Source organism: Streptomyces sp. Tu 2975 (genome assembly GCF_009832925.1).
Classification (GTDB): Bacteria; Actinomycetota; Actinomycetes; order Streptomycetales; family Streptomycetaceae; genus Streptomyces.
In genome coordinates this window covers 1,272,067-1,293,834 of the sequence record NZ_CP047140.1, presented here as the reverse complement: position 1 = coordinate 1,293,834, position 21,768 = coordinate 1,272,067, and the positions used below count along the sequence as shown (strand labels likewise).

Below are 21,768 nucleotides of genomic sequence, written 5' to 3'. Positions count from 1 at the left end.
CGGCCCGGGACCTGCGCTCAGGCCGACGCCCCCACCGCGTCCACGAGTTCGGCGAGCGCCGCGGCCAGGGCCTCGAGGCCGTGGCCGGCGGGGCCGCCCGGCTCCGACATGTAGACGTCGCGGCGTATCTCGATCATCAGCGCTCCGACCCGCCGGTCCCGGCCGTAGTGCTTCAACGGGACGTACGTCCCCGCGAACGGGCTGTCCAGCCCGGTGCCGCCGAAGCCCGAGAACGCCTTCCGCGCCGCGGCGAGCAGCTCCGGGGGCGTGTGGAAGGAGTCCGTGCCGAGGCAGACCGGGGGCCGGGGTCCGTCGCCGTGCAGCTCGTACGGGAGGGGCTCGGTCGGATACGAGTGCACGTCGATCACGACCGCCCGTCCCACGGCGTCCAGCCGGGCGTCCACGGCCTCGGCGACGGCCCGCGCGTACGGAACGAAGTAGTTCGCGATCAACGTTGCCGGGTCGAAGGCCGACGGGCGCAACTGCTCCCGGTGCGTGGTCCGCGTGTAGACGGCGCCCATGCCGACCGCGAGCATTTCCTCCCGCTCGTCGGGGAAGCGCTCGGGGTCGACGACGAGACGCGAGAGCCCGTTGACGAAGCGCCAGGGTGCGACGGCCGCGGACCCGGCGGCACCCGCGGCGATCTCGGCGGTGTGGGAGTCGGTGATGTGGTCGAGCTCCAGCTGGAGCGCCGTGTCGTCCAGCACTATGCCGGCGCGTACGTCGTCGGGCACGGCCCGGGCGGAGTGCGGGACGTGCAGAATCACGGGGGAGTCGGCCGCTCCGGGCAGGAGCTGGAAGGGTGCCGGGGTGCTGGTGTCGTTCACGCGGTGTTCCTTGTGGTGGGTGGTTCGAACTCGGGGAGGCAGCGCGCCTCTCCGCCCAGGGATGTCCGGTCGCCGTGACAGCGCGGACGATCTCCACCGACTCTATCGGCGGGGTCCGACAACGACCCCTGGCCGGAGCCCTTGCCGGACCCGACGGTCCGGCCGCGACGGTGCCCGCGAGGGCGGCCCGCAATCCGGTGGAGGTGCGTGCCGGCGACGGACATGATGGGCCGCATGACTCATCTCCTCCTCCCCGTGGAGGCCTTGATCGTGGTGGACGTCCAGTCGGCATTCGTCACCGGCGGCGGAGCAGTCCCCGACGCGGCCCGCCTGGTGGACCGGACGACCGACCTGATAGCCCGGGCGAGGAAGAGCGGGGCGCTCGTCGTCCATCTGCAGAACGACGGGCCCGCCGGGTCGGAGGACGAACCGCACACTCCCGGTTGGGAGCTTCACCATCCCGTCCGCAACTGCGCCGCAGAGGTCGTGATCCGCAAACCCCAGGACGACGGCTTCGTACGGACCTCGCTGGGGAGCCTGCTCACCGACTCGGGCGTCAAGTCGCTCGCCGTCTGCGGTGTGATGTCGGAGATGTGCGTCCAGGCGACCGCGCGCACGGCCCTCGCGCTCGGCTACCGGGTCGTCCTGCCGCACGACGCGCATGCGACGCAGAACATCCCGGCAGCGCCCGGAATCAGCGACGCGATTCCCGCCGCCACGGTCTCACGGGTCGCCGAGTGGGCCCTGGGGAGCGACGTCGAGATCACGGCACACGCTTCGGACGTGCACTTCACGGCCCTTCGTCCTCAGCGGCTCCGCTGACGGCCGGAACCGAACCGTCCAGCCGGGGCGACGCGACGACGCGACGACGCGACGAGTCGCGAGGTAACCCACGCGACACCCCTCCGCCGAGCGGTCGTCGAACCGCACGACAGGCTTGCCGAGGCGCTCCGGTAGCGTGCCGGCCATGACAGCAGACACCCGGCGGACCGGTTCCTCGCCGGCCTTTCGACCTGCCACGGATCAGGACGGCGTCCGCCTGCCGAGGCTGCGCCTCAAGGACGTCCTCGTGCGCGGCGCCGCGCACGGGATCGCCGCGATCGTTCTGCTCGCCGCGACGATGCTCTTCGTCACGGACCACCATGACCGCGAGACGTTCCTGGCCGTTGTGGCGGGGTTCTCCGCCGTGTCAGCCGGAACCGGCATCGTCTTCGGAGCCTTCTTCTGGGCGGTGTGCTCCGGTGACATCAGGCGCTGGCGCGACCGGCGCACCCTCGTCGGTCAGACGGACGCGGTGACGATCATGGCGCCTGCGCTCGTGCGGACCGGGGTGCTCGCCCTCGTTCTCTTCCCGGGCGCCTGGGGCCTCTACCACCTCGTGGACGACGCGGCGTACGGCGACTGGCTCTACGGGAGTTGAGACGGTTGCCGCCGCCGCGCACGAGAGCCGGGATCCGCGGCGCCGCCGCCCCGGCGGCTCAGGAAGTGACCACGAAGCAGGTGTAGTCGCCGGTCAACGAAGTCTTCGTCACTCCCGCACCGTGGGAGACGGACACCGATGACGACCCGATGGACCGCGCCCGGCCGGCTGCTGTCGCGTACCCAGTTCCTCGGCGCCTTGGCGTATGCCTCGCCGCACTGTTCCTGCGCGTACGCCGTCCCGTCCTTGATCGCCACCTGGCCCGGGAACGACCGGTCCAAAGAGGTCTGGGCGAACACCCGGAGGTCGTGTTTCCCCCTGCAGTCGACAGGGCGTACCACGTTCTTCGCGGTGAGTCCTGTGGTGAAAGACGCGCATTCGCCGCCCTTGAGCGTGCCGATGAGGGCCAGGACCTTCTCGGCGTCCTCGACGTCCTTGCCCGGCGTCGGGGACCGGAGCGGTTCGCCGAAAGCGCTGAGTCTGTACGAGGCGTTCAGGCTCGTGACGCCGACGAGGATCCTGTCCTTGTGCAGGCTCTCCAGCAGGGGGCCCAGGTCGGCGCTCACTTCGGACAGTCGTCCCTCGGCATCGAGCCGGACCGACATCTGGACCGGCTTCGAGCCCCAGCCGTTGTCACCGGATTTCACGGCCGAGGGGAGCAGTTCGGCCGCAACCTCGGGAAGAGCGGTCACCCGGTAGACGCGGCCACCGTCCGCTTCCCGCTTCGGTTCTTCGCGTGGCACGGTGCGGGGGACGAGATCGGCGAGGGTGCCGCTGTACGGCGCCACTTCACCGGGGGTGTGCGCGGCCAGTTCATTGGCGGAAGCACCGAGTTCGTTGAACGCGGCGGGCGTGTAGCGGAGCCAGGAGGAGTCCTCGCGCCGGACGTAAACGGCGTCTGCCGCGGTGGCCAGGGTCTGCTGGACGGCCTTGCCCGGTTCGCCGATGTACTTGGCGGCGTCTTCAGGAAAGCCTTCGGCGACCTGGAGTACGAGGGCGGCGTGGGAAGTCCTCGCGGCGTAGTCCTGGCCGCCGTTGGTCCGGTGCACGGCCTCTCCGCCGGCCGAGGCGTACGTCAGCGTGGAGACGAAGCGGGCGGTGCCGGCCTGCTGTGTGGCCTCGGTCGCCGCGTGGAACTGCTCGGCGAGCGGCCGTCCGTACACCGCCTCTCCGGTCTCCGCGGTGCTGCCCGTGCCGCACGCTGCCGTGCCGATGAGCGCCGGCAGCAGTCCCAGCACGGCTTTCCAGTGTCTTGCGGTCTTCACGATCCCCACCCCATGTGCCTGCAATGTGCAGCCGTGGTTCTCGCTGCGGGCGGGACCGCACCAGCACGGAAGGATCACGATTCGTGCAGGTCAGGGGGGTGACGGTCTGGAGAGCCCAGGACGCTCTTCCCGGCCCTCAGCTCGAGATGGTCGCCGCCGTCCGCACCCTCAAGGGCCTCCACGTACGGTGATCGGTGGACGTGATCCCGGAGGGGGAGAGATGGGCGGGACCTGGGCAGGGGTGCGGGAGCGGGTGCTGGGGCTGCGGAGGGCGCCGCAGTGGCGGGCGGTGTTCGGTGCCGAAAGCCACGGGCACGGCCACACGTTCGAGCTGACCGCCGAGTTCGACGAGCATCGGTGCGCGGAGCCCCGGCGGGACGACCACCCCGACGACGATGCCTTCGCCGCCGCGTACACCGCCTGGCAGGCCCGGGAGGATACGAGCTCCACGACGCCCTGACCGAGGGGACGCTCGGCATCAGTAACCGGGGCTGCGGGTACTACTCGCTCCTCGTGGTCACGGGCCCTCATCGTGGCACCGTGTGGGAAGACGTACGGGCCGTCGGCGAAGGTGTGGTGCCGATACAACTGGTCGGCCGAACGGGCCCCTTGTCGTTCACGGAGTGGTTTCTGCACTGGCTACGGCACGCCGAGAGGCGGGCGTGGGACGAGACACCGGACACCCCGTAGCGCTTCGGGCCGGCCTGAGCGTTGGTCGGCGCAGGTCGAGCAGCATCACGTCATGGAGGTCCGCGCCCTCGCCCCGCGGCCGCGCCTCGCCGATCTTGCGGTATCCCCACGCCCGGTAAGCGGCCGACGCCGCCTCGCTCGCCGGGTGGACGTTCAACAGCACCCGCTCGGCCCCGATGACGTCGAGCAGCGTCGTGTGCAGACGCCGCGCAACACCCTGGCCGCGCCACGGTCCGCGCACGGCGAGTTCCATGAGCCCGAAGGTGCGGTGCCCGTCCTCGCGCCGCATGTCGTCGGGCACCGGCTCGGTCAGTTCGTCCCACCACACCGCGTCGGGCGCGAGCGGGTGGCGTACGCCATGCCGATCGGCTCGCCGTCGTCGGTACGGGCCAACACGGCGCGGAAGGTGCGGTGCCGAGCCATTACGGGGAAGCGTCGGAAGGCGGAGGCGACGTCGTCCTCGGTCTCGTTGTAAGGAGGCTCGGCGAACGCTTCGGCATAGATCAGCTTGAACGCGTCCTCGGCCTGAACCGCGGCCGGTCCATCCATGCGCTCCATCGCGATGGTCCCTTGCTGAGTCATGTCGTCCCCCTCGAACGGTCACGCAACTGCGCCCGCCGCCCCGTTCGAGGCCGCTGAAACTCCCGGATCCTACCCGTCAAGGGCAGTGAGACGGTGCGGCCCCGCGCTCTACTGCCAGGTCGCGGTGTCGGGGTCGACGCCGTGAGCGCGAGCGCCGGCGTCGATGATGCGACGGAACCATGCGGCAAGGCCGGCGCGCATGCCGTCGTAGTGGGCGGCAAATCCCGGATCGGCCTCGTACATGCGGCCGAGACAGACCTGCATCTGCCTGGTGAGGGGAAAGTACGAAGCGAAGACCTCGCGGTGCCGCTCGACGAGTTGATTCGCTTCCGGGCTACCGGGTGTGACGCCGGCGTCCATCGCATCGACGAGGGCGCGGTCGAAGTCGGCGACCTCGTCGGCGACGGCCTGCCATTCCTCCGGACCGCGAGAGGCCGATCGTTCGGCGTACTGCTGCCACTGCGTCGTGTCGCCGTAGCGCTGACGGGCTTGGGCGGGCCAGTCCGGGTTCCACCGGGGACCGAAGATCGCGGCCTGCTGCTCGACGGTCAGCAGCAGGCCGCGCTCGTGTGCCTCGATCATCCGGTCCAGTCCGGCACCGAGTTGCTGGAGGCGGTCGATCCGTTCAGCAACCTGGGTGCGCTGCGCGCGCAATGCGCCGGGCACGTCTGCGGTCGAGTCGTCCAGGACGGCCCGGATCCTGTCCAGGCCGAGACCCGTCTCACGGTAGACGACGATGCGGTGCAGGCGTTCCAGATCGCCGGCGGTGTAGAGCCGGTATCCGGCGGCCGTGCGCAGCGACGGTCGCGCCAGACCGATCTCGTCCCAGTGGTGCAGCGCGCGGACCGTCACGCCCACACGCGTCGAGACCTGACCGACCGTCAGGCCATCGGTGTCAGTGGCATCAGGCATGCTCCTCATTGTCGCCGCGAACGACGCCCGGTGGGGTGATCCCGATGGCTGCAAGGTTCCGCGCCTCCTCACTGGCCGGATCGAAGGGCTTCGCCGCAGTGAAAACGATCCGTGCGTTCTCGGGGGTGATCACGGCCACATCGCGGGTGTTCCAGGGGGTGTCCCGTGGACCGTCGACCGAGTGCGGGCGCAACGCACGACAGGAGTCGACAAGGGAGTCGACCTGGCTGAGCACGCACGAGAAACTGACGCTCATCGCAGGCGCCTGCTCCGGAGCGCTCGCCGCCGCGACGAGGAGTACGTCCTGGAACGCCCACCGGCGCAGATGGACCAGCCTGTCGGGGATGCTGAACAGCTCGAAGAACCCGAGCCCGCGAATCCAGAAGTCCACCGACGCCGCCAGGTCGCTCGTGGGGATCGTCACGAACGCGGGCATTCCGTAGATGCCGCGGAACAGCTCCGGCGGAACCGCATCCGGGCCGGGAGCGGGCACGGGACTCGTCTCGAACGCGTTGTAGTAGTCGCTCATGCACCCCACCTTTCAGCCTCACGCAACGTGAGGGTCAAGCCGCGTCCACGAATTCCGTCCCGCCCCGACGATGCGACGGACGTTGTGACCGAGGGCCCCTAGAAGGGCATACGTCCGCGGGTGCGGCGGCCCGCGGAACCGCTGCGGCTCACGGCGCGGGAGCTGCTGCGGAACGGTTTGCTGAATATCCGGCCCAGGAAGCCGGGGGCCTTGCTGCCCGCACGGGACCCCAGGCCGAGGGTGCGTTGCGTACCGCGCTCGGGGTGGCGCGACAGGCGCGGCAGGAGGAACGCCAGCACGGCGAGGACGACGCACACTGCAATGATTCCGGCGATCATCATGGGAACTCCAAGGGTCGTAGGTCTTCTGCCGTTTGCCCGCGGCAGGAGTCGGCACGCGTTCAGTTGCCGGCAATGCCGTCCTCGGCCGCGTGTCCGGTGCCGGGGACGGCGGACGCCGAAGGCGGTTCCGCCTCCCACGGGGCCGGCCCGCTGCCGTCGGTCCAGGCGACGAGGCTCTGATGGTCGAAGCAGCGGATCCCGCACTGTTCGGCGTACTCGGCCGCAGGCTGCGTGAACTCGCCCGTGGTCACGACGGCCGCCACACTCGCCTCATGCACGGCGAAACACGTGCCGCCGAAGCGTTGAACCTCCTGGGATCCGACCTTGTTCATCGGGCCGTAGCGCTTGCACTGCATGACGACACGCCTGCCGTCCGGTGTGGTGGCGATCACGTCCGCGCCGAGGTCGCCCGCACCTCCGACGACCTGGACGTCCCGGCAGCCGTCGCGTTCGCACAGCGCGGCGACGGCCTGTTCGAAGTCGGCGGGGTCCATGGCCGCGAGGTCGTCCGCCTCGAACGTCGCCGGCGCTTCCTCGCCTTCGGACACCGGGGCAGGTGTCCGCACCTTTTCCGCCGCGCTCGTGCCGGCGGCGTGGTGCGTCAGGTCCGAGAGGTCCTCGGCGAGCCGCTTGGCCGTCCGGCGACGGCGGGCGCTGCCCAGCCCCGCAACTGCCGAACACAGGGCGACCGCTACGGCCACCGCCGCCGCGGGCCGTTCCTCGGCCGCTCTGACGATGAGCTTCAGCGTGAGCCCGACGGCGCAGAGAATGATGGCGACGAGTCCGAAGAAGAGGACCAACTGCCGGATGCTGAAAGCCGGTTTCCGCCTCTCGCGCCCGGGGCTCCTGAAGTGAACGGTCATATGTGCCGGTCACCGCCCTCGGCGGCTGTAACAAGATCACTCATGGAGGCCGTATGCCCCGCCTGCCGGCTTTCACCGGCCGGGCCCGGTGGTACGAGCCACCGGGCCCCGGCGCGTCAGCCGACCAGTTCGCGTACGTGGTCGACGCTGCCGCAGTCGGCGTCGAGGTGCTTGGCCCGGGCCTCGAGGAAGGCCTTGCCCAGCTCGGCCCGGCGGTCGTCGGCGACGTTCTCGCGCGTGTCGTTGAGCAGCGTCCGCTCCTCCTCGTCGACGTGGTGGTTGACCGCCGCGACGAGCGCTTCGAGCTTCTCCTCCCACTCCTCCGACATGGTGTCCTTCACCTCGAGCAGCGCGAGCAGGGCCTCGTTGGCCTCCTCGTGCTCGTGGACCCCGTGCTCGACATCGTCGCCGTCCACGTTCTTGTAGCGCCGTAGTGCGGGATAGACCTCGTCCTCCTCTGCCTCCGAGTGGGCGACGAGAAGAGCGGAGAACTCACGCAGAGCGGCGGCGCGATCGGCTTCGGCGCTGCGCAGGGTGCGGAAGAGCTCCTCCATTGTGCGGTGGTCCCGCAGAATCAGCTCGACGACATCGGTGGTCGCTGACGACATATCGACTCCTCGATCCGTTGGGGTGGTCGCCCGCTCGCATACCCGCTTCCGCGCACGTCAGACGTGCCGGGACGGGCACCGGCGGGGCCGCCGTCCCTCAGCGGTCGCCGCGCGTGCTCCGGCCCCGCAGCGAGGACAGGACCAGGCGGCCGTAGCGGGTGGTGAGGATCAAGGCCGTCGCCGCCAGGGCGCCGACCAGGGCGACGGCGAGGGCGGTGAGTCCCTTGGCGCCCAGCACCTGGAGGATGCTGAGGGCCGTGCCGAGAGGCAGGCCCAGGATCGTCAGGACGCCGAGCGCGCCGGCGATCTGCTGGCTCTCCTGGGTCTGCACCAGGCGGGCGTAGTCGGCCGCCTCGGCGAGGATCTCGTCGAACCTGACCGGCAGGCGGTGCTGGGCCTGGAAGGTCAGCAGCAGTTCATTGGCGGGGCCATGGGCGGTGAGGTGCTGGCGCCAGTAGGTACTGCGGAACGTGGCGATGTGCCGTTCGAGGGCGGACACCCGGCGGGCGAGCTCGGGCCCGTCGAAGACGCCGGACAGGCCGTCGGTGAGCTCGTCGATGTGGTCGCGCTGGATGGTGCCGAGGAGCAGCGCGTCGAGGTAGACGGTACGGGAATGCAGCTCGGCGAAGGCGTAGAAGTCGCTGCCGCCCGGGTCGGCCCGGTGGCCGAGGAACGCGGCGCCGTGTCGCAGTACCAAGGCGCTCCAGTCGGCGGATATCCGCAGCGCGTGCTCGGTCCGCCGGGGCCACTCCTCGAGCGGGGTGGGAAAGTCGGCGGCCGTCGACCGCGAGGCGAGGGACCACAGCCACCGGTCGGCGCTCTCCGGCAGCCGGCCCTCGTCGTCCCGCAGGACGGGCGTGTGGTGAACGTCGGGCGTGAGGAAGGCGACCGTGTACGGGCGGGCGATCGCGAAGGGCGCGGAGGCTCCGCGCGGCGTCGCGATGCCGTCGAGCAGGGCGGCGGGGGACAGGGGCCCTTCGAGCGGATCCGGTACGGCGGCGTCGCGGCGACCGATCGCGCGCAGTGTCTCCAGCAGTGCAGGGCCCTCGACGTCGAAGTGGAGGACGGCGAGCGCATGGTCCGGATGCCGGGCGGTGGCGATGCGCAGCAGCTCGATGCCCTTCAGATGCAGCGCCTCGTGCCGTACGTCCATGAACCGGTGCCAGCGGCAGGGCCGTTCCGGAGTCCCGTACAGGGCACGTGCGGCGGCCGGCGTGAAGTACGTCTCCCGGGTGGCGGCGTCGGTGCGGCGGCTGCCCAGGTCGAAAGGTATGGGCCCGACCTGCCACAGGGGACGGGCGGTGAGCCGTACCGGCACGATGACGACGAGGGTCTGGCGGACGCCGATGACGGAACTGAGATCCGTGGCCAACGGGGGGACGCCTCCGATACGGGAAACCGGTGATCATTACGGGCGGGCCCAGGATACGGGTCGCGCGGGGGTGTGGGTGGCTCGGACGGCGCGTGACCCCAGGGCTCAACCTCGCCAGGTGGTAAGGCAGTTGACCGTGCGGCGGCAGGCCGCAACAGCCTGCGCCTCTACTCGGTGACCAGGGCATGGGTAACGAGGGGCACGGGCTTCGAGGGCATCACGACGAGGACATGCGGATCCACGTCCTGCCGCTCCCGCCCCGGCCGGTCCTCGGCGCCGGCGGTCGATCGCCCTCGGCAGCGGGCTGCAGAACCGCCGGCGCGGCGATCAGGACCCGCCGACGGCGAACGGTCCTCCGTCACGGAAGGCCAGCTCGGCGAAGCGTTCGCCCATGAGGCGGTGTGTCGCGGCGTCCGGATGGAGCTCGTCCGGCAGCGGCAGGTCGGCGAAGTCCGCCTCGCCGTAAAGGTCGCGGCCGTCGAGGTGGTGCAGGTGGGGGTCGTCGGACGCCCGCTGTTGCACGATGCGGGCCAGTTCCGCCCGGATGACGTTGAGCGTCAGCTTCCCCGCGGCGCGCTCCGCCGGGTCGCCCGCCGCCAGCAACCGCAGTGTCCCCGTGCCGAGTTCGCTGAAGTCCGGGAGGGTGGGGCCCGGGGTGTCCTCGTGGATGCGGCAGTACACCGGCGACACGACCAGCAGCGGCGTCGTGGGATGCCCCTCGCGGATCGTGTCGAGGAAGCCGTGCACCGCGGGGGTGAAGGCACGCAGACGCATCAGGTCGGTATTGACCAGGTTGATGCCGATCTTGACACTGATGAGGTCGGCGGGGGTGTCCCGCAGGGCGCGGGCCGTAAAGGGGTCGAGCAGGGCGCCGCCACCCAGGCCGAGGTTGGTCAGCTCCACGCCGCCGCGCAAAGCGGCCAGCGCCGGCCAGGTCGTCGTCGGGCTCTCGGCGTCGGAGCCGTGGCTGATCGAACTGCCGTGATGCAGCCACACCCTGCGGCCCTGGTCGGGAACGGGCTCGACGGGTGCGTCGGTACGCAGGGCCACCAGCTGGGTGATCTCGTTGTACGGCAGCCAGATCTCGACGTCCTTCACCCGGTCCGGCAGCCCCGTGAAGCGGACGGTGCCGACCGGGCCGGGCCGGCTCTCCACCGACCCGGTGGCCATGTCCGTCATCAGGACGTTGCCGCCGGTGACACTGGCACGCCCGGCCGGCTCTCTGTCCACGAGCAGGTCGTACACACCGTCGGGCCGGGGCGGAGCGCCCTCGTAGGCCACCTTGGTGCGGAGGGTGTCCAGCTCGACGGCGGTGGCCCGGGTACGGAACACCACCCGCACGCCGGAAGGCTGGGACTCCGCCAGGGCCACCTGCCCGTCGGGGAACTGCGCCCGGGCACGCGCGGGCAGCCGGTGCGGCAACAGACCCTGCTCGGTGCGCTCCAGATCGAGCGCGCCGCGCAGGAGCTCCTCGGTGAGGGGTGTGGTGACCCACTCGGTCGTACGGGGCGTGGTGGGGGCGGCGGGGCGGGGATCGGGCTGGTGGTCCATGACCTCAGCGTGTCAACCGGAATCCTGATCCGCACATCCTTTTGCCGTGTCGCCCGGGTCGGTGCCACGCCCCGGGCCTGTGAGCGGTCGAAAACCGGGGCCGGCCGGGGCGCCCGGGTTGACGGCCAGGCCCTCGAGCAGTGCGGTCACGGCCTGACCGCCTCGTCGCGCCCGCGGCCCTCGTCGAGCCGGGGGCCCTCGTCGTACCCACGGTTCTCGTCGTGCTCGTGGTCCTCGGGGAAGGGCAGGGGCTCGGTCACCCATCCCGCCGACAGGACCAGACGGGAGGTGCGGTGAACGGTCAGGAAGCCGAACGGGCGGTCGAGGACCGCCTCGACGTGGCGGACGGTGTACCGCGGCGGGGGTGGCGCACCGCCGACCATGACGCTGATCGCGGTCACGGTCGCGGACTCGAAGCCCTTGGCGTCGAACACGGCAACGGCGCCCTGGCCGGCCGAACCGACCGCCAGCGGACAAGGGCTGATGCCCGGGAAGTGGCCGTGGCTCGCGTCCGTGGCCGTGGACAGGCCGAACAGCGAGGGTACCTTCAGCAGATCGTGGTCCGCCTCGACGCGGTACGCGACCGTGAGGACTTCGAGAACGGGCCGCGGGGTTCGGCGGCGCACGGTCGACACCCTCAGACCCGGGCCGGCCTCTCCGAGGGGAAGGCGGTCACCGGGCACCGGGCCGGCGCCTGCGCCTGCGCCTGCGCCTGCGAGAGTGCCGATTCCGTGACTCAGCACCTGAGCGGGCGGCATATCAACGGACCCCAGGAGGAGGTGGACGTCGACGCCGGTGCTGCCGAGGATCTTGAGCAGCGTCACAGGACCGTCCGGGGTCTCCGCCACGGCCACCCGGTCCAACAGCGAGGTGGTGCGGTGCAGCCCGAGCAGCAGCTGCCCCTGCCACGGGCCGTCTTCCGGGACCACCTCTGTCTCGTGGAACGGCCGCAGCCATCGCGTCCGCACCGACTGCGCGGCAGCCAGCACGAGTTGAGTGGAGTCGTCGATGCCCACCGGCATGCTGCGGATCAGGCCTTCGGTGCGCTCATCGGCCCATCCGTCGAGCGTCCTGCGGTCGGCTGCCGGGTCTCCGGTGATGGTGCCGACCGTTCCGGCGGGCAGTCGTGCCCTCCAGTCGGCGTGCAGCGGCAGATCGGCTCGGGTCCAGAGACCGAGCGCGTTACGCGTGCCGCGGACCGCGCCGAGCGCCTCGAGGAGTCCGCGCGCGGCTCCGGCCGCCTCGGCCGCAGGTAGACCGGTCGCGTCCCCTAGTTCGTCCCGCGCCGGTCCGCCGGCGGCGTCTTGAAGGAACGCGAGCAGCGGCCACAGGCTAGTGGCGGAGACGACGGTCCCGCCCGCCCCCCGCAGGCTGCCCGCCCACCGCTCGGTGAGCCGGTTCACGGCACGTACGGACGTGGCTGTCGGCTGCACGCAATCCCCCCGGGTCTCACAACGCACCGTGACCGTCGGTCCTGAGCACGCAAGGCGCCGGGCTCTCGCGGCAGTCGGCCGGCACCGCTGCTTCGAGTGGCGTATCCGCCTCCGGCGCGGTCACCGCCAAGGCGGATCGTCCTGGTCACGGTGGAACGGTGGACCCTGGGAACAGGACGATCACCCGGCATCCTCGCCGGTGGCCGAACCGACGTCCAGGGGTTTGTCGCGCGGCCGGGCCGTTGATCGAGACCAGAGCCGGCGAAGGGCGCCTTGCCTTCCACCGATTGATGCGCACGGGAGCGATGAGTTCCTGCGGGGCCACCGGTCTGCTCTCGTGACGGCACAGATACGAGGAGACGACGATGGTCGAGATCGAGACCCGCACGCTGGAGACCCCCGGCGCGAAGATCTGGTACGACGTGCGGGGAGGCCGGGCCGATGCCGGGGCCGGTGACCCTGTCCTGTTCCTGGTCGGCTCACCGATGGACGCGAGCGGTTTCGTCACGCTGGCGTCGCACTTCACCGACCGGACGGTCGTCACCTACGACCCGCGCGGCGCCGGCCGCAGCATCCGTGAGGACGGGGCGGTGGAGATCGTGCCCGAGGAGCACGCCGACGATCTGCGGCGGGTGATCGAGGCGCTCGATGCCGGGGCGGTGGACATGTTCGCGAGCAGCGGTGGGGCCGTCAACGCGCTCGCCCTGGTGTCGCGGCACCCGGAACTGGTGCGCACACTCGTCGCGCACGAGCCGCCGGCGGCGCCGGTCCTGCCGGACAGCGAGGCGGCGCTGGCGGTCTGCGCGGACATCCATGCGACGTACATGCGGGACGGACTGGGGCCCGCGATGGCGAAGTTCATCGCGATGGCGGGCCGCAAGGGGCCCTTCCCGGACGACTGGGCCGACGAGCCGGCTCCCGACCCCGCCGCCTTCGGGCTGCCGACCGAGGACGACGGCTCACGCGACGACCCGCTCCTGGGCCAGAACATGCGCGGCTGCACCGGCTACCGGCCCGACTTCGGCGCGCTGCGCGCCGCCTCCACGCGCATCGTCGTCGCGGCGGGCAAGGAGTCGGAGGGCGAGTTCTGCGCCCGCGCCGCAGCGGAGGTCGCCGCGGGGCTGGGCACCGAACCGGCGATCTTCCCCAGCAACCACGGCGGCTTCATGGGCGGCGAGTACGGCCAGCACGGGGCACCGGCCGAGTTCGCGCAGGCTCTCCGCGAGGTGCTGTACGTGGAGCGCTGAGGGGCCAGGGCCAGGGCCAGAGCCCCAGGGCCAGGGCGGGCGCGGGGCGACGGAGCGGGTTGCGGGCAGAGGGCGGGACAGCAGCGTTTCGCGGACGACGATCCGCCGCGTGCCCGCGTGCCCGCGTGCCCGCCTGACCGGCTGCCCACGTTGCCCGGCTGCCTGCCCGTCCGTCGCCCCCGCTCACGGTTGCTGGAAGGTGACCTCCGGGCGTTCGGCTGCGTGGCCGTCGAGCAGCGGCTGTTCGAGGCCGCGTAGATGCAGGCCGAAGAAGGCGGCTGTGCCGTCACGCGTCAGTTGCCGCGCGCGCTGCCCGGAGGAGCGGCGCCGCAGGATCGGTGAGGTCCGGTTTACCGGGCCGGCACCGGCAGGTCCGTGAACGAGAAGTACTCGGAGCCCGCCACCGTCAGCCAGCGCTTCCAGCCGTTCAGCGCGTCGCCCACGCGTCCGGCCAGTCGCTCCGCTCAGCGGCAGGGCTGTGTACGGCCTCGGTGCCCGTCATCATGAACGGCCGTCCACCCGCTCCTGTAGCGGGCAGTGGGGCGAAGAAGCCGCCGTCCGGGTTCACGCCGGCCGGCCCGTTGGTTCCGCACCATGTCCGGGGTCCCGCGCCGTCAAGGGTCGATCGCGATAGAGAGTCCACGCGCTCTCCGCACGGCCACCTGCGCCAGGTCCTCGTCCGTCTCGAAGTGAGTGCATCCCGCGCGCAGGCCAGGCGCCGGGTGGTGCCGAACGCGCGCCTCCGCAGCGGCAGTTGGACCGACCGCTTGCTGCACAGGCCTACGCCGCGCCTCTCGTCGAACTGCCAATGGCTGGTTCATGTGTATGAAGAACAATCAAGTACATGTCTATTGACGCCCGTACGGTGGACGCTTAGGTTCCGAGGAAAGCGCTTACCCCGTGAACGTTATGACTCCGAACTCACCGTGTAGTTCATGGAGTTGAACGTGCCTGCTGCCCATTATCGCGCTCCGACCGATCGAACGTCAGCCCCGCGCAACTGCTCGACCCCCCTCTTCATCGACCCCGTGTCGCACGAGCCGACCACCCTGGAGACGAACGATGCAATTACGACCCGCCCTTGCGTGCACCGGCCTGCTCGCCGGTGCGCTCGTCGCGCTGTCCGGCAACCCGGCGCAGGCCGCGTCGATCCGCTACGAGGCCGAGAACGCCTCTGCGGTCTGTACCGGCACCATCGACTCGGACTGGTCCGGCTACTCCGGCAGCGGCTTCTGCAACGCCACCAACGCGTCAGGCGCTTACGTACAGTTCACCGTGAACGCCCCCTCTGCCGGTACGGCGACACTGGGCGTGCGCTTCGCCAACGGCAGCGGTACCGCACGACCCGCCACCGTCACGATGAACGGCTCGACGGCCACATCGGCGTCGTTCGAGAGCACCGGCGCGTGGGGCACGTGGGCGACGAAGACGCTCACGGTGCCGGTCCGGGCTGGCAGCAACACCGTCCTACTCAGCCCGACCACCTCCGCCGGCCTGCCCAACATCGACCACCTCGACGTCGAGACGAGCGGCGACACCACCACTCCGCCGCCGTCGGGCTCGGCGCTGTACGTGGCGCCGAACGGCAGTGACAGCGCCTCCGGAACTCAGTCGGACCCGACGACGCTCACCTCGGCGATCGGCCGGATCACCCCCGGCGGGACGATCTACCTGCGCGGCGGGACCTACCGCCACTCGCAGACGGTCACCGTCCCCCAGGGCAACAACGGCACGTCGGGCGACCGCACGGAACTGGCCGCGTACCCGGGGAGACCCCCGTACTGAACTTCTCGGCCCAGAGCGAGGACCCGGCGAACCGCGGGCTCGCCGTGAACGGGTCGTACTGGCACGTCAAGGGCATCGTCGTCGAGCGTGCCGGTGACAACGGGATCTTCGTCGGCGGCAGCAACAACGTCTTCGAGCGCACGGTGACCCGCTTCAACCGTGACACCGGGCTTCAGCTCTCGCGCATGCTCTCCAGCACCCCGCGCGACCAGTGGCCGTCCAACAACCTGGTCCTGAGCGCCGAGTCGCACGACAACGCCGACTCCGACGGCGAGGACGCCGACGGCTTCGCCGCGAAGCTCACCTCCGGCCCAGGGAACGTCTTCCGCTACGCCGTGGCCCACAACAACATCGACGACGGCTGGGACCTCTACACCAAGACGGACACCGGGCCCATCGGCGCCGTGACCATCGAGGACTCTCTCGCCTACGAGAACGGCACCCTCTCCGACGGCACGCAGAACTCGAGCGGCGACCGCAACGGCTACAAGCTCGGCGGCGAGGACATCGAGGTCGACCACGTCGTTCGGCGCAGCATCGCCTACGACAACGGCAAGCACGGGTTCACCTACAACAGGAACCCGGGCACGATGACGGTCTCGGACAACATCAGCATCGACAACGCCGAGCGCAACTTCTCTTTCGACGCGGGCACTTCGGTGTTCCGGAACAACGTCTCGTGCCGCAGCGGCGACGGGTCGAACGACAAGACCGTGGGTAACGCCGACAGCACGAACCAGTTCTGGACCGGCTCCAGCGGATCCCGCTGCTCCTCCTACGCGGGAGCCTTGAACTGGTCGTACGGTTCCGACGGCCGCCTGGTGGTCACCTTCGGGGGCCGGGCGGTCACGCCGTAACCTGCCGCCGTGCACCGGGACATCCCTGCCCGGCCCGTCCGTTTCACCGGATGGACCGGGCAGGGCCGTTCCCTCGGCACGGTCAGCGCCGCTGCGCCTCATCCGGCCATAGAGAACTCGACACGACGCACGTGGAGATGTGGCGCCTGGTAGATCTGGGCGCTGGGAAAGTTCCGGCGGAAGGCGCGGAGATGAGTTTCCGGTTGGCGGCCTACGCCGTGTGCATCGAGGACGGACGGGTGCTGCTGGCGCGGCACGTGTCACCGAAGGGCGAGTCGACGTGGACTCTTCCGGGCGGCAGGGTCGAGCATGCGGAAGATCCGTTCGACGCTGTGATCCGGGAACTTGCTGAGGAGACCGGCTGTGACGCCATGGTCGAACGCCTGCTGGGCGTGGACTCGAGGGTGATCCCCGCGGCAGCCGCGCGTGCTGGGGTCGAGCACCAGAATGTCGGCATCTTCTACCAGGTCCGCGTCACCGGCGGCCGACTCCGCCCTGAGCCGACCGGTGAAACCGCCGAGTCGATCTGGACGCCCGTTCCCGACGTCGCTTGCCTGCGCCGCTCGTCACTGGTGGACATCGGCGTCGCCCTGGCGCTGACGGTTCCGGCAACAGGCCACGTCGCTCCCGTCCCTGTCGGCGGCCTGATCCAGCACTGAGGCGCCGGCAGCTGTCCGGCTCGCTCGGCAGACCTCCGGCTCACACAGGACCGTGGAAGGCGGTCAAGCGCAGAACCAGGACCGAGGAACCCGGCCGTTCAGGCGGGAACGGACTGCAACTCGGTGTCCTCAATGGGCGGATAGCTTTCGCCGCCCATGCGCTCCGCCGCGTCGATGTAGCCGGTGAGAGCGTCGCGGGACCGGGCGAGCGTGGCCATCTGGTCGTCCAGTCGTTGCAGCCGTGACCGCATCGCGGCCAGCAACTCGGGGCAGCCGAGCAGTTCCGGGACCTCGCCGACCGCACAGGGCAGCAGGTACGCGATGTCCTCGGAGGACAACCCGGCACCGAGCAGGTGCCGGATCTGCCTCACCCGCAGCACGGCGCTCTCGTCGTACTCGCGGTAGCCGTTCGCGCCGCGGTCTGCCTCCAGCAGGCCCTGGGCCTCGTAGTAGCGCAACTGATGGGCGTTGACGCCCGTCCGGCGACTGAGTTCCCCGATCCGCATCGAAACCTCGCTTGACCTTCACACCGGTATCAACGTTGACGATGCTGCCATGAACAACGAACCCGACACACCTGTAACAGTCATCGGACTCGGACTCATGGGTCAGGCACTCGCCGGCGCCTTCCTGGAAGCCGGGCACCCCACGACCGTGTGGAACCGTACGGCCTCCAAGGCGGACCAGTTGGTGGCCGACGGCGCACAGCTGGCGCCGACGGTAGGCGACGCGATCCGGGCAGGTTCCCTGACGATCATCTGCGTGACCGACTACGACGCCGTGCGGGAACTGCTCGGCGCGAGCGATGTCGACCTGAACGGCACGACGTTGATCAATTTGACCTCTGGTGACTCGGCCCAGGCCCGGGAAGCCGCCCGATGGGCCGAGCAGCGAGGCGCCCGCTACCTGGACGGCGCCATCATGGCCGTCCCGCCTGCCATCGGAACAGCGGAGGCGGTGATTCTGCACAGCGGTCCGCAGTCGGACTTCGAGGCGCACAAGTCGACACTCGAGAGCCTCGGCACCGTCACCTACCTCGGTGCGGACCATGGGCTGGCGTCCCTGTACGACGTGGCCGGCCTCGCCATGATGTGGAGCGTCCTGAACGCCTGGCTCCAGGGCACCGCCTTGCTCAGGACGGCCGGTGTCGACGCCGCGACGTATGCGCCGTTCGCGCAGCAGATCGCTGCCGGCGTGGCCGAATGGCTGCCCGGCTATGCCGAGCAGATCGACAGAGGCTCCTTCCCGGCCGAGGTGTCCGCGCTGGAGACCGACGCCCGGGCGATGGTGCATTTGATCGAGGAGAGCGAGGCGGTGGGGGTCAACGCCGAACTGCCGAAGCTGTTCAAGGCGATGGCCGACCGTGCGATCGCCGCCGGACACGGCGCGGAGCAGTATCCCGTGCTGATCGAAGAGTTCGCCAAACCCAACGGCGACGCCTGACCGATCCCGCCCTTGGGTAATCGGCCTCGGCCTTGGCCGGGTTGTGCCACCCCGCCCCAGCCCGCCCCACGTCGACGAGGTGCTGCGCCGCCTTGCCGAATGCGTGCGGTGGGACGGTCCCTCGTACCGGCCCACCGCTGATGCTCCCGTCCGCTCCGGGACGTCGCCGGGTCCTGGCGGCAGGCCGGTTCCCTGATGCAGCGGTTCCTGGAAGACGCGCAGACCTACTCCGGTACTGCTGGCAAGGCTCACTCCGGTGAGGCCGCAGATGCCTTTCGGACCTACGTCAAATACTTCATCGGTCTCACCTGCCCTCCGGCGAAGGCAGAGGTGGACGAGCCTTTGGTGACCAATCTGGTCGCCGCATGCTCGCAACTCGCCAAGGCGTGCGACCGGTACGCGGACCACGTCGAGGCGGCCAAGGAGAAGATCCAGCAGCACCACAATGATCTCTTCGCCGTCGACATGCCGTGGGACCAGCCGATGTTCGGGGCGAACGGGTACGACGGCGGGCTGCACGACGCGGTGCTGAGCGACTCCTGGATACAGGACCTGGGCAACGTGGCACACGCGCTGGACTCGTCGGCCGAGCGTGTCAGGTTGCCGCAACCCGAAGGGCCGACATCTCGGGGCCTGCCCGAAGTGCCGTTCCTGCCGCCGTTCATCCGGGTGCCCATACCCGTGCCCTTCAGGCTGGCATCCTTCACCGGGACGCCTCCGATGCTGCTGCCGACCGTCAATCCCGTCGACCCGGGGATACCCTTCGCCGACCCCATTCCGCCCGCGCCCGGTACCAGCCGTCTGCTCAGTGCCTCGGAACAGCAGCAGTTCCGCTCCTGGGCAAACTCGCATAGCCACCGGGATCGGTAACCGAACCAGAAGCTCTGGACGACAACACCGGGCACCGCCCCAGGTGCCGGCCGGCCCTCGTACCGGCACAGGTGGTGGAGAAGACACTGGTGCTGAGTGCAGGTACGCACCTGGACCACTTCCTCATTGACGGACACCGCAGGGGGTAGCAGGCAGCGACTTCCGGGTGCGTCTCGCTACCGAACCACTCGCTGCCGTCATGAACTTCGACAACAAGTGGCAACCGCCCACGGGATCATTACCAACTCATGGCGAGCGGCGTCGGCACCCGTAACGACTTCCACGCGTGCCTCGACCGCCGGGCGAATCGTGCCGCCCTGCGTGCGGTGAAGGGTGTCGGGCAGAAGACGGTGGACTACATCGGAAATTCCCGGTGTACGGGTCGACTGCCCTCTTACCGGGCACGAACCTGGTGCTCCGAAGCCCACGGTGTGGCGCTGCAAGTCGCAGGCTGGACAGCCAGTCAGGTGGACGGGGGCGCCGAACCAAGCGTCCAGGGCCGACGTCGCGACGCGGTGCTCCACGTGTGCTGCGCTTTTGATCCGCGCTTGCCAACGGAAGCGCGAACTCGCACGTCGGTGTCGGAGGGACCGGTCAGGATGGTCGTCATGACCGACGGAACGACTTGGCTCGCTGCCCGCCAATCCATCGCCTTCGGGGGCCACTATGTGGTGCTCGCCCGCGGGGTGTCCCCGGACGAGCTCGCCGACCGCCTCGCGGCGACCGTCCTGTACGACACGGAGCACACCGCCGTGACGGTCGGGGACCACACCGGGGAGTCTCTGTCGGAGCTCATCAACGACACGTACGGCGATTACTACGACGGCATCGGCCTGCGCCTCGGCCGCAACGGGGACTGGACCTACGCGGTGGCGTACGGCGGTCGGCCGGGCGAGTTCGACTCGCCGGAACCGGTCTCGCGCGGCGGCGTGCACGTCTGCCTCCTGGAGTACGACGAGGACAACGGCAAGCCGGTCCCGCCGCACTTCGCCTACTTTCACGCCGCCCGCCCGGTGAGTGCCTTCAATATGCATCTCGACGCCTCGTGGGGTTACCAGGGGTCGTCGGCGACCCCGCCACGGCCGCCCGGCTGCAGGACCTGATGGCCGCCGCCGGCCTGCCGGACCCGGAGCGGGACAGAGAGGACGTGCACCGCACCGCACTGGGCATCGTTGAGCGCTTCTTCGGGCTCTCGCTGCCGAAAGACCCGATCGTGCACGGCACTCTGCCGGCCGTTCTGCTGGAACCGGCGTGATCCATGGCCAAGCCAAGCTGGAGCCGAAGGGTATGTTCCACCAATGCGTACCGGGCGACTGGCCCTCACTCCCGCGGCATGCTGCCCGCTTCAGCGGCGGCCACACAGGGAGCCGTAGGGCCCAGCGCTACGGGAACCGGCTGGTGGACAACTTCGACAAGGCAAGGGAAGCACCGTGCTGATGCACGACCGGTCGTCGCAGTCGACCATCGCCGAAGATCAGGGATGCCTCCGGTGGTTCCTCGGCGTGCCGCTGGTGATGCTGTACCTCGTCGCCGGGTGGTTCTGCTGGACCGCGCTCACCATCCGGCCCTCGGGGCCGTGGGACGACGACGCCCGCGCCGGGATCGTCCTGTCCTGTGTGCTGACCATCGCCGCGGCGGGTCTTGCCCTGCTGATCACCCTCACCCCATCGGCGCGACGCGCGCTGGCCAGGTGGTGGCTGGCACCGCCGTTGGTCCTGGGCATGGTTGCGGCGGTGCGGTGGGTCGGGCCGAACTAGCACACCTTGTTGTGCCGGGCGTCAGCCACGTCGGTCGCGGCACTGACAGTTTCGCTGTTCCTGTACCTGACCGAGCAGTTCTTCCACGTGCATGAATACGGTCCTGGCCCTTCCGAGGTCCGCTCCTGGCAACGAAGCATCCCCGCGCTCACCAGTGCCCTCAACGACGCGGGTCTCGGGGACGTCGCAGTCTTGCTCGAGTGCGCCCTGGGCCTCCGCGAGATCGATCGGGGCGGCAACGGACAACTGCTCACTGCAGAGCTCCGAGTTCATCGACCACCTCCGCGCCCAGCTGAGCGGCAGACACTCGGGAGCTCCTGCCGACGAACTCCTCGCGCCCTGTGACACGAGCCGCGGGCACCGTGTGTACGCCCTGCCGTCGGTCCGTCGGTCCGTCATCCGCCCGCCGCCAGACGGTCGCGTACATCGTCGATCAGCCCGGTTCCCAAACCCTGCGCCTGCGTCAGCAATTCTTGGAAGGAGCTCAGGCGGCGGAAGGTTTCCGCATAGGTGGCCTGCTCCTCCAAGGGCAGTTGGAGCACCTGGAGTCGTCGGATGTCCACACGTGACGAACTGGAGGCATGTGTGCCGGCCTGGCGCCCGTTGGAGGGGAGCCCGCAGACATCCGGCAAGGAAGTGGGCGTCCAGCTTCTCCGGATCCATCCGTAGCATGTAGAGCTGTGGTCCGAGCGCCAGAGGAGGCCCCTGGTGCACCCACGCGCAGAATGCGCGGACCACCCAGGCCACCACGACGTCG

22 protein-coding genes and 3 pseudogenes are annotated in these 21,768 nt (G+C 70.0%); 12 read left to right on the top strand and 13 right to left on the bottom strand.

Features of this window, described 5'->3' with window-relative positions:
• Positions 1 to 17: 17 nt before the first annotated feature.
• A complete protein-coding gene (locus GLX30_RS05640) occupies positions 18 to 827 on the bottom strand; it encodes an N-formylglutamate amidohydrolase (protein WP_159684282.1) in 810 nt (269 codons plus the stop codon).
• A 234-nt stretch (positions 828 to 1,061) separates the two neighbouring features.
• On the opposite strand from GLX30_RS05640, the gene GLX30_RS05635 reads away from it, so the two are divergent.
• Both GLX30_RS05635 and GLX30_RS05630 read left to right on the top strand, forming a co-directional pair.
• On the top strand, positions 1,062 to 1,649 hold the full coding sequence (locus tag GLX30_RS05635) for an isochorismatase family protein (RefSeq protein ID WP_159684280.1): 588 nt from the start codon (positions 1,062 to 1,064) through the stop codon (positions 1,647 to 1,649).
• A gap of 145 nt (positions 1,650 to 1,794) precedes the next feature.
• The gene (locus GLX30_RS05630) at positions 1,795 to 2,247 is read left to right on the top strand and encodes a DUF6336 family protein (RefSeq protein WP_244258021.1); all 453 of its coding nucleotides are present in this window, start codon (positions 1,795 to 1,797) and stop codon (positions 2,245 to 2,247) included.
• Here GLX30_RS05630 and GLX30_RS05625 read toward each other — a convergent pair.
• Positions 2,235 to 3,512: a hypothetical protein gene (locus GLX30_RS05625; RefSeq protein ID WP_244258020.1), complete on the bottom strand. Its 1,278-nt coding sequence runs from the start codon at positions 3,510 to 3,512 to the stop codon at positions 2,235 to 2,237. The genes GLX30_RS05630 and GLX30_RS05625 overlap by 13 nt on opposite strands.
• Before the next feature lie 220 nt (positions 3,513 to 3,732).
• Here GLX30_RS05625 and GLX30_RS05620 point away from each other — a divergent pair, with 220 nt between their 5' ends.
• Positions 3,733 to 3,972 (top strand): hypothetical protein, encoded by a 240-nt coding sequence (locus tag GLX30_RS05620; protein WP_159684277.1) that lies wholly within the window; start codon positions 3,733 to 3,735, stop codon positions 3,970 to 3,972.
• 156 nt (positions 3,973 to 4,128) lie between these two features.
• Here the strand turns inward: GLX30_RS05620 and GLX30_RS05615 are convergent.
• The 9 genes and pseudogenes from GLX30_RS05615 to GLX30_RS05575 all read right to left on the bottom strand — a co-directional run bounded on the left by GLX30_RS05615 (position 4,129) and on the right by GLX30_RS05575 (position 12,393).
• A pseudogene (locus GLX30_RS05615) lies at positions 4,129 to 4,784 on the bottom strand (GNAT family N-acetyltransferase).
• A gap of 108 nt (positions 4,785 to 4,892) precedes the next feature.
• Positions 4,893 to 5,696: a MerR family transcriptional regulator gene (locus tag GLX30_RS05610; RefSeq protein ID WP_159684276.1), complete on the bottom strand. Its 804-nt coding sequence runs from the start codon at positions 5,694 to 5,696 to the stop codon at positions 4,893 to 4,895.
• Positions 5,689 to 6,225, bottom strand: a complete 537-nt coding sequence (locus GLX30_RS05605) for a VOC family protein (RefSeq protein ID WP_159684274.1) — start codon at positions 6,223 to 6,225, stop codon at positions 5,689 to 5,691. The genes GLX30_RS05610 and GLX30_RS05605 overlap by 8 nt, the downstream gene beginning before the upstream one ends.
• 98 nt (positions 6,226 to 6,323) lie before the next feature.
• Positions 6,324 to 6,566, bottom strand: coding sequence for a DUF6411 family protein (locus GLX30_RS05600; protein ID WP_159684272.1), 243 nt, complete (start codon positions 6,564 to 6,566; stop codon positions 6,324 to 6,326).
• A 59-nt stretch (positions 6,567 to 6,625) separates the two neighbouring features.
• Positions 6,626 to 7,366 (bottom strand): restriction endonuclease, encoded by a 741-nt coding sequence (locus tag GLX30_RS05595; protein WP_244258019.1) that lies wholly within the window; start codon positions 7,364 to 7,366, stop codon positions 6,626 to 6,628.
• A gap of 179 nt (positions 7,367 to 7,545) precedes the next feature.
• A complete protein-coding gene (locus GLX30_RS05590) occupies positions 7,546 to 8,037 on the bottom strand; it encodes a hemerythrin domain-containing protein (protein ID WP_159684268.1) in 492 nt (163 codons plus the stop codon).
• 97 nt (positions 8,038 to 8,134) lie between these two features.
• Positions 8,135 to 9,409, bottom strand: a complete 1,275-nt coding sequence (locus tag GLX30_RS05585; protein ID WP_159684266.1) for a hypothetical protein — start codon at positions 9,407 to 9,409, stop codon at positions 8,135 to 8,137.
• 327 nt (positions 9,410 to 9,736) lie between these two features.
• Entirely contained in the window at positions 9,737 to 10,960 is a 1,224-nt protein-coding gene (locus GLX30_RS05580) for a GDSL-type esterase/lipase family protein (protein ID WP_159684264.1), read from the bottom strand.
• A gap of 146 nt (positions 10,961 to 11,106) precedes the next feature.
• A complete protein-coding gene (locus tag GLX30_RS05575) occupies positions 11,107 to 12,393 on the bottom strand; it encodes a serpin family protein (protein ID WP_244258018.1) in 1,287 nt (428 codons plus the stop codon).
• A 365-nt stretch (positions 12,394 to 12,758) separates the two neighbouring features.
• On the opposite strand from GLX30_RS05575, the gene GLX30_RS05570 reads away from it, so the two are divergent.
• The 3 genes and pseudogenes from GLX30_RS05570 to GLX30_RS05560 all read left to right on the top strand — a co-directional run bounded on the left by GLX30_RS05570 (position 12,759) and on the right by GLX30_RS05560 (position 16,941).
• The gene (locus GLX30_RS05570; RefSeq protein ID WP_159684261.1) at positions 12,759 to 13,640 is read left to right on the top strand and encodes an alpha/beta hydrolase; all 882 of its coding nucleotides are present in this window, start codon (positions 12,759 to 12,761) and stop codon (positions 13,638 to 13,640) included.
• 1,062 nt (positions 13,641 to 14,702) lie between these two features.
• Positions 14,703 to 16,282: pseudogene (locus tag GLX30_RS05565) on the top strand (CBM35 domain-containing protein).
• A gap of 191 nt (positions 16,283 to 16,473) precedes the next feature.
• Positions 16,474 to 16,941: an NUDIX domain-containing protein gene (locus GLX30_RS05560; RefSeq protein ID WP_159694881.1), complete on the top strand. Its 468-nt coding sequence runs from the start codon at positions 16,474 to 16,476 to the stop codon at positions 16,939 to 16,941.
• 98 nt (positions 16,942 to 17,039) lie between these two features.
• On the opposite strand, the gene GLX30_RS05555 is transcribed toward GLX30_RS05560, so the two are convergent.
• On the bottom strand, positions 17,040 to 17,447 hold the full coding sequence (locus GLX30_RS05555; RefSeq protein WP_159684259.1) for a MerR family transcriptional regulator: 408 nt from the start codon (positions 17,445 to 17,447) through the stop codon (positions 17,040 to 17,042).
• Between the two features lie 49 nt (positions 17,448 to 17,496).
• Between GLX30_RS05555 and GLX30_RS05550 the strand changes: the two genes are divergently transcribed.
• The 6 genes and pseudogenes from GLX30_RS05550 to GLX30_RS35035 all read left to right on the top strand — a co-directional run.
• Positions 17,497 to 18,384, top strand: a complete 888-nt coding sequence (locus GLX30_RS05550; protein ID WP_159684257.1) for an NAD(P)-binding domain-containing protein — start codon at positions 17,497 to 17,499, stop codon at positions 18,382 to 18,384.
• A gap of 195 nt (positions 18,385 to 18,579) precedes the next feature.
• Positions 18,580 to 19,254 carry a hypothetical protein gene (locus tag GLX30_RS05545; protein WP_208545371.1) on the top strand — a complete coding sequence of 225 codons (675 nt, stop codon included), beginning with the start codon at positions 18,580 to 18,582 and terminating at the stop codon, positions 19,252 to 19,254.
• A 608-nt stretch (positions 19,255 to 19,862) separates the two neighbouring features.
• Positions 19,863 to 20,357 (top strand): hypothetical protein, encoded by a 495-nt coding sequence (locus GLX30_RS05540; protein WP_159684255.1) that lies wholly within the window; start codon positions 19,863 to 19,865, stop codon positions 20,355 to 20,357.
• Positions 20,357 to 20,509: a hypothetical protein gene (locus tag GLX30_RS05535; RefSeq protein WP_159684253.1), complete on the top strand. Its 153-nt coding sequence runs from the start codon at positions 20,357 to 20,359 to the stop codon at positions 20,507 to 20,509. The genes GLX30_RS05540 and GLX30_RS05535 overlap by 1 nt, the downstream gene beginning before the upstream one ends.
• Positions 20,510 to 20,690: 181 nt before the next feature.
• Positions 20,691 to 21,011: a hypothetical protein gene (locus GLX30_RS05530; protein ID WP_159694880.1), complete on the top strand. Its 321-nt coding sequence runs from the start codon at positions 20,691 to 20,693 to the stop codon at positions 21,009 to 21,011.
• A gap of 6 nt (positions 21,012 to 21,017) precedes the next feature.
• Positions 21,018 to 21,227 (top strand): annotated as a pseudogene (locus tag GLX30_RS35035) (ATP-binding protein); the annotation flags it as partial.
• A gap of 179 nt (positions 21,228 to 21,406) precedes the next feature.
• Here the strand turns inward: GLX30_RS35035 and GLX30_RS35850 are convergent.
• Entirely contained in the window at positions 21,407 to 21,538 is a 132-nt protein-coding gene (locus GLX30_RS35850) for a hypothetical protein (RefSeq protein WP_279632564.1), read from the bottom strand.
• Between the last annotated feature and the right edge of the window lie 230 nt (positions 21,539 to 21,768).